The following is a 16,296-nucleotide window of genomic DNA, read 5'->3' as shown; positions in this document are numbered from 1 at the left end:
GACATGATGAACATCAGACAGCCATTAAGTAGTATGGCTGTCTTTTTTAAACGAGCGAGTATAAATATTGTTATTCCAGAAAAAAATGGAAAATGATTCATTGATTTGACTTGCAAATAATTCAGCGTAGGTTACTTCTATCTCAAAGCTGATCTTATGACCTAGATTTCTGGCAGATCCGAGCCAAGAGCGAACATTGAAATCAAAAATCGGCCTAAATCTTAGGAGGAGCATCTCCCTCTTATTATGTAACCAGTTTACTAAAGGTGCTGCTTCAACCAAATACGAGTGCCTTCAATGTCATACGCTTTTTCCCCAAATCCTTTCACAAGCAGAGACTCAGGTAAGTATTCGTCATATTTATCTAAGTACTTTTCTGGAACATTTACAGCAAGATCAAACGCTGAAGGCAAGCCTGACAGCAGCATACCTTTAAGTGCCTGTTGAACAGAAGCGACACTTGAGCCGTCAATTTCTATAATTCCAGCCAATGAATTAGCTTTAAAACCACAGCTTATGAGCAAGGCTGTAATCGTATTGACAACTTTATCCCCCATCCAGGGTATTACGTAACAGTGTTGTCCACTCGTAATAAAACACTCATTTTGAAGTTTAAAACGCTGAAAGTTACTACAGCCTTCCGCAAATAGGTTTCTGGCGGCAGTATCGGCATAATCTACTTTCTTGCTACCTATTGCTATGCGGTAATCACCTTCCCTATAGATAGCGAGCATTTCCTGACGAACGGCATCATGAACAGACATACCTCCCCCACTAAATTGTGGTGGCTGACCGCCTTTGGTTGCCTCTACATAGATAACTTTTTTCTCTGTCTCGATCTCTGTCACTTTCCAGCGCCGCCCACCGAAGATGATGTGTTGGTCTGGTAGCAGTGGGGAGTCAACAGGCACTGTTCCAAGGGTTCTGTTTCCGGTGACAATGCGGAACTCTTCTGGAGTATTGAACACAGCATAAAAAGTGTAATGGTTAGTCAGTTTCTCCCCCTCTGCCCCAACAACCATTTCGCCGCTAGCAAGTTGAGTGAGTAGGCCACATGCTCCCAAATGTTTAAGCAGGCTTTTGAAATCGTTTAAATCTACATTTCTGAATGGCCCTGTCTGGCATAGTTGTGTCCAGAGCTGGTCGGCACGAACTCCACCCCATTGTGCGGTAATTGCAAGAATCTGGTGTAGCAGCGTGGAGTAATGCATCTGCCGGGAATCGGCAGGCTCAAACCATTGTTTAGAGATCATCAACTTGATCATTGCCATCGACTGCACCAACTGGAGTCGTAGGTGATCAACGATACTGCTACTCACAGTAAGCTCATTTTCTGTAATTAGCATTCTGAGTATTGATGGGGAATCGCGTCGCCCAGAACGCCCCATACGCTGGCGCAAACTGGAAACAGAATGCGGAGGCGTAACTTGGATAACCGACTTAACCTTACCGATATCAATTCCCAACTCAAGCGTCATTGTACAAACAGCTGTTGTGGGCAAATTTCCTTTCTGAAGACGAGATTCAAGCGCCTCACGTAATTCCTTGGCAAGGGAACCATGGTGCGGGAAAAATTCATTCGGAACAATTTGTTCCTCACACATGTCGCTCAGCGTTGCCGCAATGCTTTCAGTGCGCTTTCGGCTGTTTGCAAAGACCAAATGAGAATCGCCACGGCAAAGTCTGAAAATGTCAGAGCAAACGTCATGTTCAGCTGAACTCTGAAGTTCTTCCTCTTTTTGGATCACTCGCTCCAGGTACCCTTTGACCTGTACCTGAAGAGTGGTCGTGCTATTACTATCTGTAACAGTTACACAGGGGAGTCGTTTGTCCGGGCGCAACAGTTCTGGCACTTTCTCCAGTTCCCCCAGCGTGGCACTCAACGCAACGCGAGGAATTGGATTTACCTGGCGTCCTAGCACATGGTCAATTCTATTGAGCAGAGAAAGCAGCTGTACACCACGCTCTGAGCCAATAAAAGCATGAAACTCATCAATAACGATGTATGCGACTGAAGAAAACGCCTGCTTGAGCCAGCCCATCGAGTTTATGAGCAAAGACTCAAGTGACTCAGGTGTAATCAGTAAAATGCCAGCAGGGTTCGTCCGAGCTTTCTTCTTTTTACTTTGTGGTACATCTCCATGCCAGGGAGTCACTGGCATTGCCAATGCATCTCCAAGGCTCTCAAGACGACGGTGCTGATCGTTAATCAATGCCTTCAACGGACTGATATAGACGATGCCAAATCCATTCGTGAGATCTGCAACTGCCGAACAGGCAGGAAGAAAGAAAGCCTCTGTTTTACCCGCTGCTGTACCTGCACTGATTAGCACGTCTCGATCACGGGCTAAAATTGCCGGGATAGAACTCTCCTGCAAGGGCCTTAATGTCGACCACCCCTGCTTGTAAACCCACTTACGGACGCGGGGATCGAGGCTATCGTAGGCACTGCTCATAGTTTGAAGTTCGCCAATCCGTCGTCGTCATCGCTTTCCTCCGTAGTGGCGTCATCCATATCGCTGGGCCTGTCCTCTTCAATCGCCACACCCTCGATTAGTGTTTGCCAGTTCATCGTTCTGTTTTGTTCCAGCACGGCCAGCATGTCCAGGAAACCTTTTATCGTATTACGGGGGGTACGGAAGTAAGCGTCTCCAATGGTTTTACTACAGTGATGCAGGAATCCAGTCAGTGCCTCATCTGGTACCAGATAATTCTCTGGATCTCCACCTGCATAAACATGACGAAGATTTCTCAGCAAAATATACAGTTCCTCAGGGGTGAGGCTGGCAAGATGCAAAGTGGGGGATGAGTAGTCAATCACTCCTGCTTTTTGCGCGAACCGGTTTTCCGCCAGACGCGACTGGAGCGCCTCATAGCTGTAAAGACCTTTACGCGGATCGAACAGAAACTCTGGCGTACCCCCGAGGATAAAACCAATGTTCTCGGCTGAGCCTTGCAGGCAGTCATTCAGGATCCGCAAAATCTGTTCGTAGTTCGCTGTTCTTGCTTGCGTATTATTCAGCTTAAAGAGGTTCACCATTTCGTCGAGGCTGACCAAAAGACCGGCATAGCCTGCCTGGCGGACAAAAAGGCTCATCAGCTTCAAAGAATCATAGAATGAAGTGTCTGAGATAATAGTCCGAACGTCGAGATCGTTACGGGCATCAGTTTTGGTGGTGTACTCTCCCCGCAACCAGCGAATAGCATTGGATTTTAGCGTTTCGTTATCCTGCTCATGCCCGCGCCAGAATGCATCAATGACCTTCGCAAAGTCATATCCACCCACCATATCTGACAGAGCTGCCAGGCGTTTATGAATAACTGATGAAACCTCGGAGCCGTCCGTGTCCGCTTCCTTTCTTGCCTCCGTAACGAATCTTTCAACAACGCTAAGTAACGCATTACCATCCGGCTTGTTTCTGGTGGACATGTTTTTCATAAGCTCAGAATAGAGATTACGAGCCTGACCTCCCGATGAGTGAATGCGTCTGTCAGGAGAAAGGTCTGCACTGACTGACACCAGCTTCTTCTCTAGCGCAATAGAGCGCACAACACTCAGAAAGAACGTTTTACCAGAACCATATTCACCGATGATAAGTCTGAAGCTTGCACCACCGTCAGCAATCCTCTCAATATCTTGGTGGAGAGCGGTGATCTCATTCACGCGGCCAACCTGGATATGCTGAATGCCTATCCTTGGCGTTACGCCTGACTTAAGTGACTGAATAATAGCGTCACGTTCTTTCACTCTTATACGTGTTACATACATTCACTATCCCTCTAATTCTTTGGCAATTTCCAGGTCAACCCAGATATCATCATCGGCATCGTCCAGTACCGGAGCATCAACCACCGCATAGGACCAGTCATTGATCACCTCAAGCGCACCGCCGAGCATCAAATTCAAATTTCCGCACAATTCTGTCGCCTCTTTTCGGGACCACTGTTCTTTCTCCAGCAAACTGCGATAAAGCTGGCTATGTGCGGAATCAAGGCCCCCCGCCTCCGTTAATAAGGCTGAAGCGCTTTCTGGCTCTTCCGGTTCTTCTTCGGTGAAAATTGTGTTCAGCAATTTACGAACATCATCCGTGGCAGATTCGTGGCGGGCAAGTACATTAGCATCCAGTGTGAACCCTGCTGCTGGCTGAGCAGTTGGTACAGACGAGACGAGATCATGTTCAGTTGCGGAATGCTGATGGATATTGCTCGATACAGATGAGGGATCCAGACCCAAACTGGAATAAATCTTCTCAAGCTGTTTGATTTCGGCAGGCGCTATTGTTCCATCCGAGCAGGCAACACTAACGATAACTTTGCCCACAGCCGCTTTTTCCGCAGCCCCCATCAACTCAATCCTGCTTTTCATTCCTGTCATATTGGCTGGGGTATGAAGCTGCCACGTTAAATACGCGTGTAGAGAACGCTTTTCATCATCGGTGAAACCAGTGTTGCTGTTGATAGCATTCTCAAGCACTTTCTGTTCAGCTTGATCAAGAGAATCGTCAATCAAGGCGACCATCGCCCCTAATCTAAGCGTCATTACTGCTGAAATAAATTCAGGAGAAGGTGAGAAGCGTCCACTTTCGGCGGCAGGGAATAGAACAAGTGTCCCATCAACATCTGCCTTCACATGGTGATAATACGGGTCAGGTGCCAGACCGTAACCCATCTTCAGAGCAAAGGCCTGCATCAAATCGGCCTCTTTTTTATTGATCTTATTGGGGCAACTGGCATTCATATGTGCCCAAAAGTCAGCAACTGAGACTAACCCCTCATTGACGAGGATCGCCTCATCAGCCCAGCGTTTGAATGAGCTTAATATTTTTTCTGCGCTTTCATTAACGATCTCTGAAGGGAGCAACATAATTGCAGCCGTATCATTGACTGACGTACCTTTCCTACCAAGGTAGCGACTATAAGCATCAAGTTCATCTGTACATATGTCGGCAAGAGCCATAATTTTCTGGACAGGGCTCTTCAACGCACTTGGATCAGGCAGGTCGGGAACAGGAAGTCGAACACCTCGCAAACTAGGACTTGCTGGTGTGTAATCTAAACGTAAGCGCGTTTTATTCGCCTTAACGACCATCCCTTCACCATATTTGAGGGTGTAACGCCGTTTGAAAAGCGCAGCAAACTCTTTAGCACAGCGGCGAGCCGGGGTACGCAGCGAATACTCGGTGTGGTTTATTACCCAGTTCAACGCCAGTTCAGCTGATACAGGAACTCCTTCATGTACAGTTTTTGCCAGAGCCAGCTTAAATTGCATGCTGTTGCTGAAACCTGAATCGCTATCGGGCTCAATGGCTAAGCCCATGTTCGGGCGCAGAATAGACATTGCTTCGAGTAATTGGGTCGAATATCCACGGAAGGAGCGGTTCTCAATGAATACCGATCTTAACCGAGCGACTTCATTGAACAGATTGCGGAACTCAGCATCAGGGAATTTTGGGTCAGTGGAATCTACGAGCGCTTTTCTTTCCAGGCCGTAGAGGTAGATAAAAACATAGCCGATAGGACACGATGGATCAGACCTTTCGCTGGCAAGCCAACTGACATACGCACCGCGTGCTTCTGGGGAAAGAGAGGAAAAACTGGGCCAGTATCCTAATGAACTGTCCTCGTAAAAATAAGAAGTAGGTTTTATCTTACATGTGTCATCAATTAATGATGCCTCACTTCCATCGTCATAATTGCCGCCTGATTCCTGACCGGAGGGCTTCATAAGTTGCCCCACGTAAATGTGGCCACCGCTAATTGCTACACCAGCTACAGTTACCATCTCACCCGGAAGTACCCATCGAGCTAGTGCACCTGCTGACTTTGAGGTGTTCCGGTAATGATTGGTTGTCACCCGAAGTTCAATACCCCGGCCACCGCTCAATGTAAAAGTTGCAAGGTTATCGTCTTCACTATCATCGTTTCGCACAACCGCCTCTTTTTTCTTGATGTCAGCGAGCCATTCTTTTGGCGGTGCTTTCATGGGGCTTGAAGCATAAGACTTTGGAGATTTACGTTTTTTCTTTCTAAAAAACAACAAGTAAATGACTAAAATCGCTGCCAGAAACTTCAATAACTCCATGATATATAACCTTAAAATCATTCTTCACGCACGCTCACAAGCAGCAATGAAGGTTGAGCAAGTGGATTAATCTCAAAATAATACGTCTAAATCGCAAGGGTTCAAACCAAAATGCAATCAAAATTAATTTATTGATTTAAAGGAAATAATTATTGATTAAGCATGCTTTTCAAGCAGAAATTTTTGGAGGCATGCGAATGCTTATGGGTCATTCGCATCAGAATGGAGTTGAATTGGTTCTGCATAAACACACGAGTAGCTGTTACATAGATGCGGAACTGGCGGCAATTATTCTTATCAATTTGCTATCAGAACTGACTCTGCTAACGGGAAATGAGCTCACCGACGGCGAACCGTGCAGAGTGCATTTCATGCTCCAGTGACACGAACAAACCACACAGCAAGTTTCTGTATAAAATTCCTACTCTGGTGACGTTCAACTTCTTGAGCGCGGATTTCCTCCTGTTCCTTTTGTCTCTGATTGGTTAGCAGCGTCGGATTTCTCTGCATAAATTCTCGGTAGGCTGATTCAGCAACGAGGGCATCACCTGTAATATCGACAGCGGTGGCCTTGACGTTCGCCGCCCTCGATCTGAAATCTCTGGCTGATTTCATGATGCGAGAGACTTGAGACTGCTTAAGGCCAGATTGGAGCCTATTTGCCTGAACAAATATCTCCATCTATTCTGTCCCAGCATTAACAGGGAACATCCAGCCTAAATGCCTATTGCCTTGTAGATACAGCTCAAAGTTGGCGTAACGCTGCGAGAACTTCTTAACCTTAGCTACAAATTCTTTTTCTACTGCGGCTATCTCCATAAGACCGAACAGCATATACCCCCAAATGTACCCCCAAGTGCACGTGGATTTTGGGGTATGCCAGTAGACATTAGAATACACTCGAGAGCTGGAAGATGCAGATTACATGGGGTTTCAGTGAACTTGTGTAGACTTTGAGAAATGCTTGAATGGTGCCGATAATAGGAGTCGAACCTACGACCTTCGCATTACGAATGCGCTGCTCTACCAACTGAGCTATATCGGCCCTGAGAGGCCGGTTACGAGCGTAACCACGGGGCAAAAGGTTAAAACTAACGGGGTGATGCGTCAATGGCCTTGCGAATCAAATGCCTATTTTTGCATCACCCTCGTTTATTTACGCACGAATCGTATCATCGCCGAAGCCGATCCACTTGTAGGTGGTCAGCGCTTCCAGACCCATCGGGCCTCGGGCGTGTAGTTTTTGCGTGCTGACCGCCACTTCGGCACCCAGCCCAAACTGACCGCCGTCGGTGAAGCGCGTTGAGGCGTTGACGTAGACCGCCGAAGAGTCCACTTCATTGATAAAGCGATCGGCGTTGCGCAGGGTGCGGGTCAGAATCGCATCGGAGTGCTGCGTGCCGTGGGCGCGAATGTGGGCGATGGCATCGTCCAGATCGGCGACCACTTTCACGTTCAGATCCAGCGACAGATACTCGTCATCATACTGTTCCGCTTTGACCGCTTCCACTTTGGCGGGGCCATCTTTCAGCAGTGCCAGCGCGTTGTCATCCGCATGCAGCGTCACGCCGCTCTCGGCCATTTGCTGACTTAGCGCAGGCAAGAACGTCTTTGCAATACCCTGATGCACCAGCAGCGTTTCAACGGTGTTACAGGTGCTCGGACGCTGGGTTTTGGCGTTGACGATAATCTTCAGCGCTGGCGCGATTTCGGCGCTCTCATCCACCAGGATATGACACACGCCAATCCCACCGGTGATCACCGGAATAGTCGACTGTTCGCGGCACAGCTTGTGCAGACCTGCGCCGCCGCGTGGGATCAGCATGTCGATGTATTTGTCCATGCGCAGCATTTCATTGACCAGCGCGCGATCCGGACTCTCGATGGCCTGAACCGCACCCGCTGGCAGGCCGCACTCTTCCAGCGCCTGCTGGATGACTTTCACGGTCGCCGCGTTGGTGCGCCACGTCTCTTTCCCGCCGCGCAGAATGGCCGCGTTACCCGTTTTCAGACACAGGGAGGCGACGTCGACGGTCACGTTCGGGCGCGCTTCATAAATCACGCCGATGACGCCGAGCGGCACGCGGCGGCGTTCGATGCGCAGGCCGCTGTCGAGCAGCCCGCCGTCAATAACCTGCCCGACCGGGTCGGCCAGATTACAGACCTGACGAACGTCGTCGGCGATGCTTTTCAGGCGCGCCGGGTTCAGCGCCAGACGATCGAGCATCGCCTCGCTCAGGCCGTTGTTGCGCGCGTCGGCTAAATCCTGCTCGTTGGCGAGTAAAATTTGCGGCGACTGAGCTTCCAGATAGTCAGCGATTTTTTCCAGAACGCGGTTTTTCTCGCGGCTGGAAAGGAGCGCCAGTTTATAAGAGGCGGCTTTGGCAGCTGCGCCCATTTGTTCCAGCATGATTGGCTCCTTAGCGAATGATCATATCGTCACGATGCACAGCAACCGGGCCATATTCGTAGCCCAGAATTGCGTCGATTTGCTGTGAATGATGCCCTGCAATGCGTCTCAGCGCGTCGCTGTTGTAGCGGCTGACGCCGTGGGCAATATCGCGACCTTCAAGATTGCAGATACGAATCACTTCACCACGGGAGAAGTTACCTGTCACGCTTTTAATTCCTTTCGGAAGTAATGAACTCCCTCTTTCCAGAATCGCCGAGGTCGCCCCTTCATCCACGGCGATTTCACCGGCTGGCGGTGCGCCAAAGATCCAGCGTTTGCGGTTTTCCAGCGGAGAAGCCTGAGCGTGGAAACGAGTGCCGACGGAGAGACCTTCCATCACGTCGCCAATCACGCCCGGACGGCTGCCCGCTGCGATGATGGTGTCGATACCCGCACGGCACGCCACGTCGGCGGCCTGCAGCTTGGTACCCATTCCGCCGGTGCCCAGCCCGGAGACGCTGTCTCCGGCGATGGCGCGCAGGGCGTCGTCGATGCCGTGCACATCTTTAATCAGCTGTGCTTCCGGATTGTTACGCGGGTCGGCAGTGAACAGACCCTGCTGATCCGTGAGCAGCAGCAGTTTATCCGCACCGGCCAGAATCGCCGCCAGTGCCGAGAGGTTATCGTTATCGCCGACTTTGATTTCAGCCGTCGCCACCGCGTCGTTCTCGTTAATCACCGGAACGATGTTGTTATCCAGCAGCGCACGCAGGGTGTCGCGCGCGTTCAGGAAGCGCTCCCTGTCTTCCATGTCGGCGCGAGTCAGCAGCATCTGCCCGATGTGAATACCATAGATAGAGAACAGCTGTTCCCACAGTTGAATCAGACGGCTTTGTCCGACCGCGGCCAGCAGCTGTTTAGAGGCGATGGTAGCGGGGAGTTCGGGGTAGCCCAGATGTTCACGCCCGGCGGCAATCGCCCCTGACGTCACAATCACAATACGATGACCTGCGGCATGAAGCTGTGCGCACTGGCGGACAAGTTCAACAATGTGGGCGCGATTAAGGCGGCGCGATCCGCCTGTTAAAACACTGGTACCGAGTTTTACGACCAGCGTCTGGCTGTCACTCATGATTCTCTGCCATTCAACAATAAGGGAAAATGATGTCAATCAGACGTTTTAACAGGACTCAGCGCCGTTGCCAACTGCTGGCGCACTGAGCACGCCACTTTGTTGCGCGGGATCAGGAAGCGTAGCGGCAGATTTTGACAGATTTATGACTGAAAAAATAAAACATACTTTTTTAGACATATTCTTACTTTGTCATAAAACCTTCACCCGCAGACGATAAAACCCTTCCTGTTTTTCACGGGGTAATAAGCCGAATCTTATTGCTCAGCGAATATTAGCGCGTTTTATAAAACATCAGGATTGAAAATGAAAAAGAGCACTCTGGCATTAGTGGTAATGGGCGTAGTTGCTTCCGCATCTGTACACGCAGCTGAAGTTTATAATAAAAACGGTAATAAACTGGACGTGTACGGCAAAGTAAAAGCAATGCATTACCTGAGTGATGACGATACTAAAGACGGCGATCAGACTTACGTCCGTTTTGGTTTTAAAGGCGAAACCCAAATTAACGATCAGCTGACCGGTTATGGCCGTTGGGAAGCTGAATTCTCCGGCAACAAAGCCGAGAGCGATTCCACGCAGAAAACCCGTCTGGCCTTCGCGGGTGTGAAGCTGAAAGACTTCGGCTCCTTCGACTACGGTCGTAACCTCGGCGCACTGTATGACGTGGAAGCCTGGACCGATATGTTCCCGGAATTCGGCGGCGACTCTTCCGCGCAGACCGATAACTTCATGACTAAACGTGCCACTGGCCTTGCGACCTATCGCAACACCGACTTCTTCGGCGCGATCGATGGCCTGGACATGACCCTCCAGTATCAGGGCAAAAACGAAGGTCGCGATCCTAAGAAACAGAACGGTGACGGCTTCGGTACCTCTCTGACTTACGATTTCGGCGGCAGCGATTTCGCCGTCAGCGGCGCGTACACCAACTCTGACCGTACCAACGCGCAGAATCTGCTGGCACGCGGCGAAGGCGATAAAGCGGAAGCCTGGGCGACCGGTCTGAAATATGACGCCAACGATATTTACCTGGCGGCGATGTATTCTGAAACCCGTAATATGACCCCAATTTCTGGTGGCTTCGCCAATAAAGCGCAGAACTTCGAAGTGGTCGCACAATATCAGTTCGATTTCGGTCTGCGTCCTTCCCTGGGCTATGTCCAGTCTAAAGGTAAGGATATTGAAGGTATCGGCGATGAAGACATCGTGAAATACATCGACGTCGGCGCGACCTATTATTTCAACAAAAATATGTCCGCGTTTGTTGATTATAAAATCAACCAGCTGGACGACGATAATAAACTGGGCGTGAGCAGCGATGATATCGTTGCCGTCGGTATGACCTACCAGTTCTGATATTGGATAAAAAAGAACCCGGCGCGAAAGTGGCCGGGTTTTTTATTGTCTGTCGCTTAGGCGGGTAAAGCGTTAAGCGGAGAGCTTAACCTGCTGGTTAGTGAAGTCATCAGCGGGTTCGAGCTTTAAATCCAGCGTCGCCAGCAGTTCGCGCGCTCTGTCGTGGAAACCACGCAGGGTCAATTCCAGACGATCGATCACTTCCTGATCTTTGATAGTTGTCGCTTCCCAGTGGCCATCTTTGTTGAACAAACCAAAGTGATAGCTATAAGTAAAACGCTTCTCTTCCGCGTTCATCTCCATCCACCAGCCCCAGAACTCCCGTTTTTCGGGTGCAGGCTTCACGTTGACGCAAACAGCCAGGCAGTCGAAAAAAAAGCGATTCTCTTCACACTGCTCTTCTCGAATATACGGGCCAAGAGCCATGAACTTCTTAATCAGTCTACTTTTCGGGTGTCCACTCGGTAACGTCATTGCGATCTCCTTTTGTGAAGCCACTGTTTTACCAAACCATCAAAATTTAGCAATCTATTAACACAATCTCTGGGTGATCCAGCGTGTAATCTCGTTCAGTGCTTTGTCAAAATTCTGATACACCGGGCTGAAGGGTATCTCTAGCAGCTTGCCATCCGAAGATGACGAGGTGATTAAACGCGACTCCTCTTCCGGGCTGAAGGGATCGTTCTTCCAGAAGCCGGACAGCATCGGCGTTGGGCAACGGCGCCCGAGCAGCCCCTGCGTTTTGAGGGAATAGCGATTCAGCTCCACGCGCAGCGCTTCGTCTGATGCATCATGCATGCCAAGGCGGCTCGCCAGCACGTCGAGATACATCTCCGGGACGCTTCCCTGACGCGTCGGATCGCTCAGCAGCGCATGGACAACCGGCCCCAGACAGGCCACCGCTTTCAGGCGCGACGATTCGAGATACGCCAGACGCACCGCGACGTTAGCACCAAACCGGAAGCCAAATGCCGCCACGCGGGTGTGATCCACCCAGGGAATATTCTCCAGCGCTTTTAACGCATGCTGGTGCAATAAACTGGAGTCCTGCGTCAGCTTCCACTTCGAGGAAAAACCGATCGACGGCATATCCAGCGTCAGCATCGCGACCCCTTTTGGTGCGAAGTAGCGCTCAAACAGGCTGAAATAATCAATTTGCAGGGAGTCCAGACCGCCGCACATCATCACCGTCGGGAACGGGCCTTCGCCTGGCGGCATGTGCAGGAATCCGGTGACCGGCGCGCCGCCGGGAATGGTGAACTCAATTTCGCGGACGTTGCACGGCAAACGCAGGGCGGCTTCTTCATACGCGCGGTTCGCCAGCGCCTGCGCCTGTTCCGCGAGATCGTCGCCCTTCAGATGCGGATAGGCAGCGATGCTGTAGAGGTTGGCGGCGTGGAGCCAGTGTTTTCCGCTGAGGGTCTGGTCCTGCTCCTGGGAGGCTTTTTGCTGCCAGATCATCGCCTGAGAGGCCCACTCGTAGATCCAGTTGCCGCCGCGATAACCAACCACCGTATCGTAGAGATCGCTGTCGGTGCGATCGGCCTCGCTCATGACGATGCGCGCCTGCACGTCGAGAATTTCACGGGCATCAATGCCGCGCCAAATCCACATCAGACGGTTAATCATGCGATACCAGTGCGGCACGTTTTTGCCGTCCAGGGCGGACTGCACAGCAGGCTGAGTGCCAGGGTTGAAGCGACGAACAAGCGTCGACGTTTCCGGGTGTTTGAAACGAGGTTTGAACAGGGTTTCGCTAAGATTCGCCTGGGTCATTGCGCGCTGCCTCCATGATTACGTCACATAGAGTCCATTGTAACGCGCTGGGGGCTAAAAAAAACAACGCCCGGCATCACCGGGCGTTAAAAATAATTTCGCTCTGTCATTAACGGCCAGAAATCGGCGGCACGAAGACCACGCCCATATCCCACGGCTGTTCAATCCAGGTGTCCTGCGGGATGTCGATCACGTAGTCGTCAACCAGCGGCTTACCAGCCGGTTTGGCGAAGATGGTGACGAAATGCGCTTTTGGATACATATCGCGGATCGCAACCGCAGTACCGCCAGTGTCCACCAGATCGTCGATGACGATGAAGCCTTCGCCGTCGCCTTCAGCGCGTTTCAGCACGGTCAGCTCGCGCTGGTTATCGTGGTCATAGCTGGAGATGCAGACGGTATCGACATGGCGAATACCCAGTTCACGCGCCAGCAGTGCGCCCGGTACCAGACCGCCACGGCTTACGGCAATAATGCCTTTCCACTGTTCAGAAGGCATCAGGCGTGCAGCCAGTTTGCGCGCGTGAATCTGCAACATGTCCCAGGTGACGACGTATTTTTCGCTCATGTGATGTCCCAGCCTGTTTATATACGGCTTAAAAAGTGTTCGAAGGGGAAATAGGTTGCGCGAGATTATAGAGATCTGACGCACTAAAAACCAGTGTTAAGCGGCCCAGCGGGGAGTTTTTACTTGCTTTATGCTAGCAGCGGACGGAGAAAGTGGTATTCTCAACCTCATCTCGCAAGCCCGACTTGTGCTGACTATCACCCTGCTAACCCTGTGACCTGCAAGCTTGTTTGCAGCGCCACGACAAGGAGACTTATCGTGTCTGAACTGTCTCAATTATCTCCACAGCCGCTGTGGGATATTTTTGCCAAAATCTGTTCCATTCCTCACCCTTCCTATCACGAAGAACAGCTTGCCGAACATATTATGGGCTGGGCGAAGGAAAAAGGCCTGCACGCGGAGCGTGACCAGGTAGGCAATATTCTGATTCGTAAAGCGGCTACCGCAGGTATGGAAAACCGCAAACCGGTTGTGCTTCAGGCGCACCTGGATATGGTTCCGCAGAAAAACAACGACACCGACCACGACTTCACTAAAGATCCGATTCAGCCGTACATCGATGGCGAATGGGTGAAAGCACGCGGCACGACGCTGGGTGCGGATAACGGTATCGGTATGGCCTCCGCGCTGGCGGTGCTGGCTGACGATAGCGTTGAGCACGGCCCGCTGGAAGTGCTGCTGACCATGACCGAAGAAGCCGGGATGGACGGCGCGTTTGGTCTGCAGGCCAACTGGCTGCAGGCTGATATCCTGATCAACACCGACTCTGAAGAAGAGGGTGAGATCTATATGGGTTGCGCCGGTGGTATTGATTTCATCTCTACCCTGCCGCTGACTCGTGAAGCCATTCCTGCTGGTTTCCAGACCTTTAAGCTGACGCTGAAAGGGCTGAAAGGCGGCCACTCCGGTGGTGATATCCATTTGGGTCTGGGCAACGCCAACAAACTGCTGGCGCGCTTCCTGGCCGGTCACGCGGCCGAGCTGGATCTGCGTCTGGTCGACTTCAACGGCGGTACGCTGCGTAACGCGATCCCACGTGAAGCCTTCGCCACCATCGCGGTTCCGGCGAATAAAGCCGACGAGCTGAAAAACCTGGCGAACGTTTACCTGGATATCCTGAAAAACGAACTGTCGATCAAAGAGAAAAACCTGACCGTGGTTCTGGAATCCGTCACCAGCGATAAAGCCGCGCTGACCACTCAGTCTCGCGACAGCTTTGTCCAGCTGCTGAACGCCACGCCTAACGGCGTGATCCGCAACTCTGACGTGGCGAAAGGCGTGGTGGAAACCTCCCTGAACGTCGGCGTTGTGACCATGACTGACGACAGCGCAGAAATCATCTGCCTGATCCGTTCGCTTATCGACAGCGGTAAAGAGTATGTGGTGAGCATGCTGGAATCTCTGGGCAAACTGTCTGGCGCGAAAACCTCCGCCAAGGGCAGCTACCCGGGCTGGCAGCCAGACGCGACCTCTCCGGTCATGGCGCTGGTGCGTGAAACCTATCAGCGTCTGTTCAACAGCACGCCGAACATTCAGGTGATCCACGCGGGTCTGGAGTGCGGTCTGTTCAAGAAACCGTACCCGGATATGGACATGGTCTCCATTGGGCCGACCATTACTGGTCCGCACTCTCCGGACGAGCAGGTGCATATCGAAAGCGTGGGCCACTACTGGACGCTGCTGACCGAACTGCTGAAATCTATTCCGGCTAAGTAAGTTGCTAGTGGGGATGGGTGCGGTCTGATGCCCTCACCCCAACCCTCTCCCACGGGAGAGGGAGCTAAACGTAGGCCCGGTAAGCGTTAGCGCCACCGGGCTTTTTTTATAGCCCCAGCACCAGCTGCCGCTCCAGCTGCGGATCCAACAGCGTGACGTGCAACCCCACCAGCCTCACTCCCCTTCCCCCTCGACGCTCCTGCCAGGCTTTCTTGGCCGTTGCAATCAGATCGTCTTTATTCAGGCGCGGCCAGACGTGCTCCTGGGTTGTCTGCTGGAAGTCGTTAAACTTGAGTTTCACCCCCTGACGGGCAATTAGCAGGTCGGGTTTGACCTTCGCCAGCCGTCGTTCCAGCTCGGGATAGAGTTGCTCGACAATAATGGTTTCGCAGTCGTTCCACTCATGAATATCTTCCGCCAGGGTGCGCTCCACTCCCACGGATTTACGCAGGCGCTCGCTATTAATACTGCGCTCATCGATCCCCTGACTGCGCTCCCACAGCACCCGGCCAAACTTGCCAAAGCGTTTGAGGAGCATCGCCAGATCGCTGTTCTGCACGTCTTCGCAGGTGCGCAGGCCGAGCGTCTCCAGTTTGGCGGCCGAGACTTTACCGACGCCGGGGATTTTGCCCAGCGGCAGCGTTTTCAAAAACGCCGGAACATCATCGGGGGTGATGACGTACTGCCCGTCCGGCTTGTTGAGATCTGAGGCGATTTTGGCGAGGAATTTGACCGGGGCGATGCCCGCAGAGGCCGTCAAGTTCAGCTCGTTGAAAATGGTCTGGCGGATCTCCTGCGCCATCAGCGTGGCCGAGCCGTGGCAGTGCACGCTGTCCGTGACATCGAGATAGGCTTCGTCGAGAGAGAGCGGTTCGATGAGCGACGTATAGCGGGAGAAGATTTCGCGAATGTGGACCGAGGCTTCTTTATAGGCATCGAAGCGACCGGGCAAAAGAATCAGATGCGGGCAGAGTTTGAGGGCCATCGCCGTCGGCATGGCGCTGCGCACGCCAAATTTGCGCGCCGGATAGTTGGCGGTGCTGATCACGCCACGCTTAACGCGGCTGCCGCCAATAGCGATGGGGACATCCCGCAGCGCCGGATTATCACGCATCTCCACTGCGGCAAAAAAGCAGTCCATATCGACATGGATTATTTTGCGCATACTCAACCCTCACCTTTCACTGGATAAGTATACAGTTAAAGAATCAGAATTGAAAAGTATCACCCTGTTCACATCACATACAATTTCGCAAAGTTCCTGGATTCAA

11 protein-coding genes and 1 tRNA gene are annotated in these 16,296 nt (G+C 51.7%); 2 read left to right on the top strand and 10 right to left on the bottom strand.

The window, feature by feature from the left end:
* Window positions 1-260: 260 nt before the first annotated feature.
* From U9O48_RS04585 to proB, 6 genes are all read right to left on the bottom strand, one after another.
* Window positions 261-2,456: a DEAD/DEAH box helicase gene (locus U9O48_RS04585; RefSeq protein ID WP_324723638.1), complete on the bottom strand. Its 2,196-nt coding sequence runs from the start codon at window positions 2,454-2,456 to the stop codon at window positions 261-263.
* Window positions 2,453-3,769 carry an ATP-binding protein gene (locus U9O48_RS04580; RefSeq protein WP_324723637.1) on the bottom strand — a complete coding sequence of 439 codons (1,317 nt, stop codon included), beginning with the start codon at window positions 3,767-3,769 and terminating at the stop codon, window positions 2,453-2,455. The genes U9O48_RS04585 and U9O48_RS04580 overlap by 4 nt, the downstream gene beginning before the upstream one ends.
* Window positions 3,770-3,772: 3 nt before the next feature.
* Window positions 3,773-6,082, bottom strand: a complete 2,310-nt coding sequence (locus U9O48_RS04575) for a TerB N-terminal domain-containing protein (protein WP_324723636.1) — start codon at window positions 6,080-6,082, stop codon at window positions 3,773-3,775.
* Between the two features lie 969 nt (window positions 6,083-7,051).
* A tRNA-Thr gene (locus U9O48_RS04570) sits at window positions 7,052-7,127 on the bottom strand.
* 111 nt (window positions 7,128-7,238) lie between these two features.
* On the bottom strand, window positions 7,239-8,492 hold the full coding sequence (gene proA / locus U9O48_RS04565) for a glutamate-5-semialdehyde dehydrogenase (protein ID WP_285145322.1): 1,254 nt from the start codon (window positions 8,490-8,492) through the stop codon (window positions 7,239-7,241).
* 10 nt (window positions 8,493-8,502) lie between these two features.
* Entirely contained in the window at window positions 8,503-9,606 is a 1,104-nt protein-coding gene (proB, locus tag U9O48_RS04560) for a glutamate 5-kinase (protein WP_324723635.1), read from the bottom strand.
* Between the two features lie 306 nt (window positions 9,607-9,912).
* Between proB and phoE the strand changes: the two genes are divergently transcribed.
* On the top strand, window positions 9,913-10,965 hold the full coding sequence (gene phoE, locus U9O48_RS04555; RefSeq protein WP_282492746.1) for a phosphoporin PhoE: 1,053 nt from the start codon (window positions 9,913-9,915) through the stop codon (window positions 10,963-10,965).
* 72 nt (window positions 10,966-11,037) lie between these two features.
* Here phoE and crl read toward each other — a convergent pair whose 3' ends face one another.
* From crl to gpt, 3 genes are all read right to left on the bottom strand, one after another.
* Entirely contained in the window at window positions 11,038-11,439 is a 402-nt protein-coding gene (crl, locus tag U9O48_RS04550; RefSeq protein WP_282492747.1) for a sigma factor-binding protein Crl, read from the bottom strand.
* Between the two features lie 57 nt (window positions 11,440-11,496).
* Window positions 11,497-12,741, bottom strand: a complete 1,245-nt coding sequence (gene frsA, locus U9O48_RS04545) for an esterase FrsA (RefSeq protein ID WP_324723634.1) — start codon at window positions 12,739-12,741, stop codon at window positions 11,497-11,499.
* Window positions 12,742-12,850: 109 nt separating this feature from the next.
* Entirely contained in the window at window positions 12,851-13,309 is a 459-nt protein-coding gene (gpt, locus tag U9O48_RS04540) for a xanthine phosphoribosyltransferase (RefSeq protein ID WP_282492749.1), read from the bottom strand.
* Window positions 13,310-13,567: 258 nt separating this feature from the next.
* Here gpt and pepD point away from each other — a divergent pair, with 258 nt between their 5' ends.
* On the top strand, window positions 13,568-15,025 hold the full coding sequence (pepD, locus tag U9O48_RS04535; protein ID WP_285145326.1) for a cytosol nonspecific dipeptidase: 1,458 nt from the start codon (window positions 13,568-13,570) through the stop codon (window positions 15,023-15,025).
* 106 nt (window positions 15,026-15,131) lie between these two features.
* Here pepD and dinB read toward each other — a convergent pair whose 3' ends face one another.
* The gene (gene dinB, locus U9O48_RS04530; RefSeq protein WP_324723633.1) at window positions 15,132-16,190 is read right to left on the bottom strand and encodes a DNA polymerase IV; all 1,059 of its coding nucleotides are present in this window, start codon (window positions 16,188-16,190) and stop codon (window positions 15,132-15,134) included.
* Between the last annotated feature and the right edge of the window lie 106 nt (window positions 16,191-16,296).

It is taken from the genome of Lelliottia sp. JS-SCA-14 (genome assembly GCF_035593345.1).
GTDB classification, from domain to species: domain Bacteria; phylum Pseudomonadota; class Gammaproteobacteria; order Enterobacterales; family Enterobacteriaceae; genus Enterobacter; species Enterobacter wanjuensis.
Note: the sequence above shows the minus strand (reverse complement) of the source record. Positions and strands in the feature narration are given on the sequence as shown.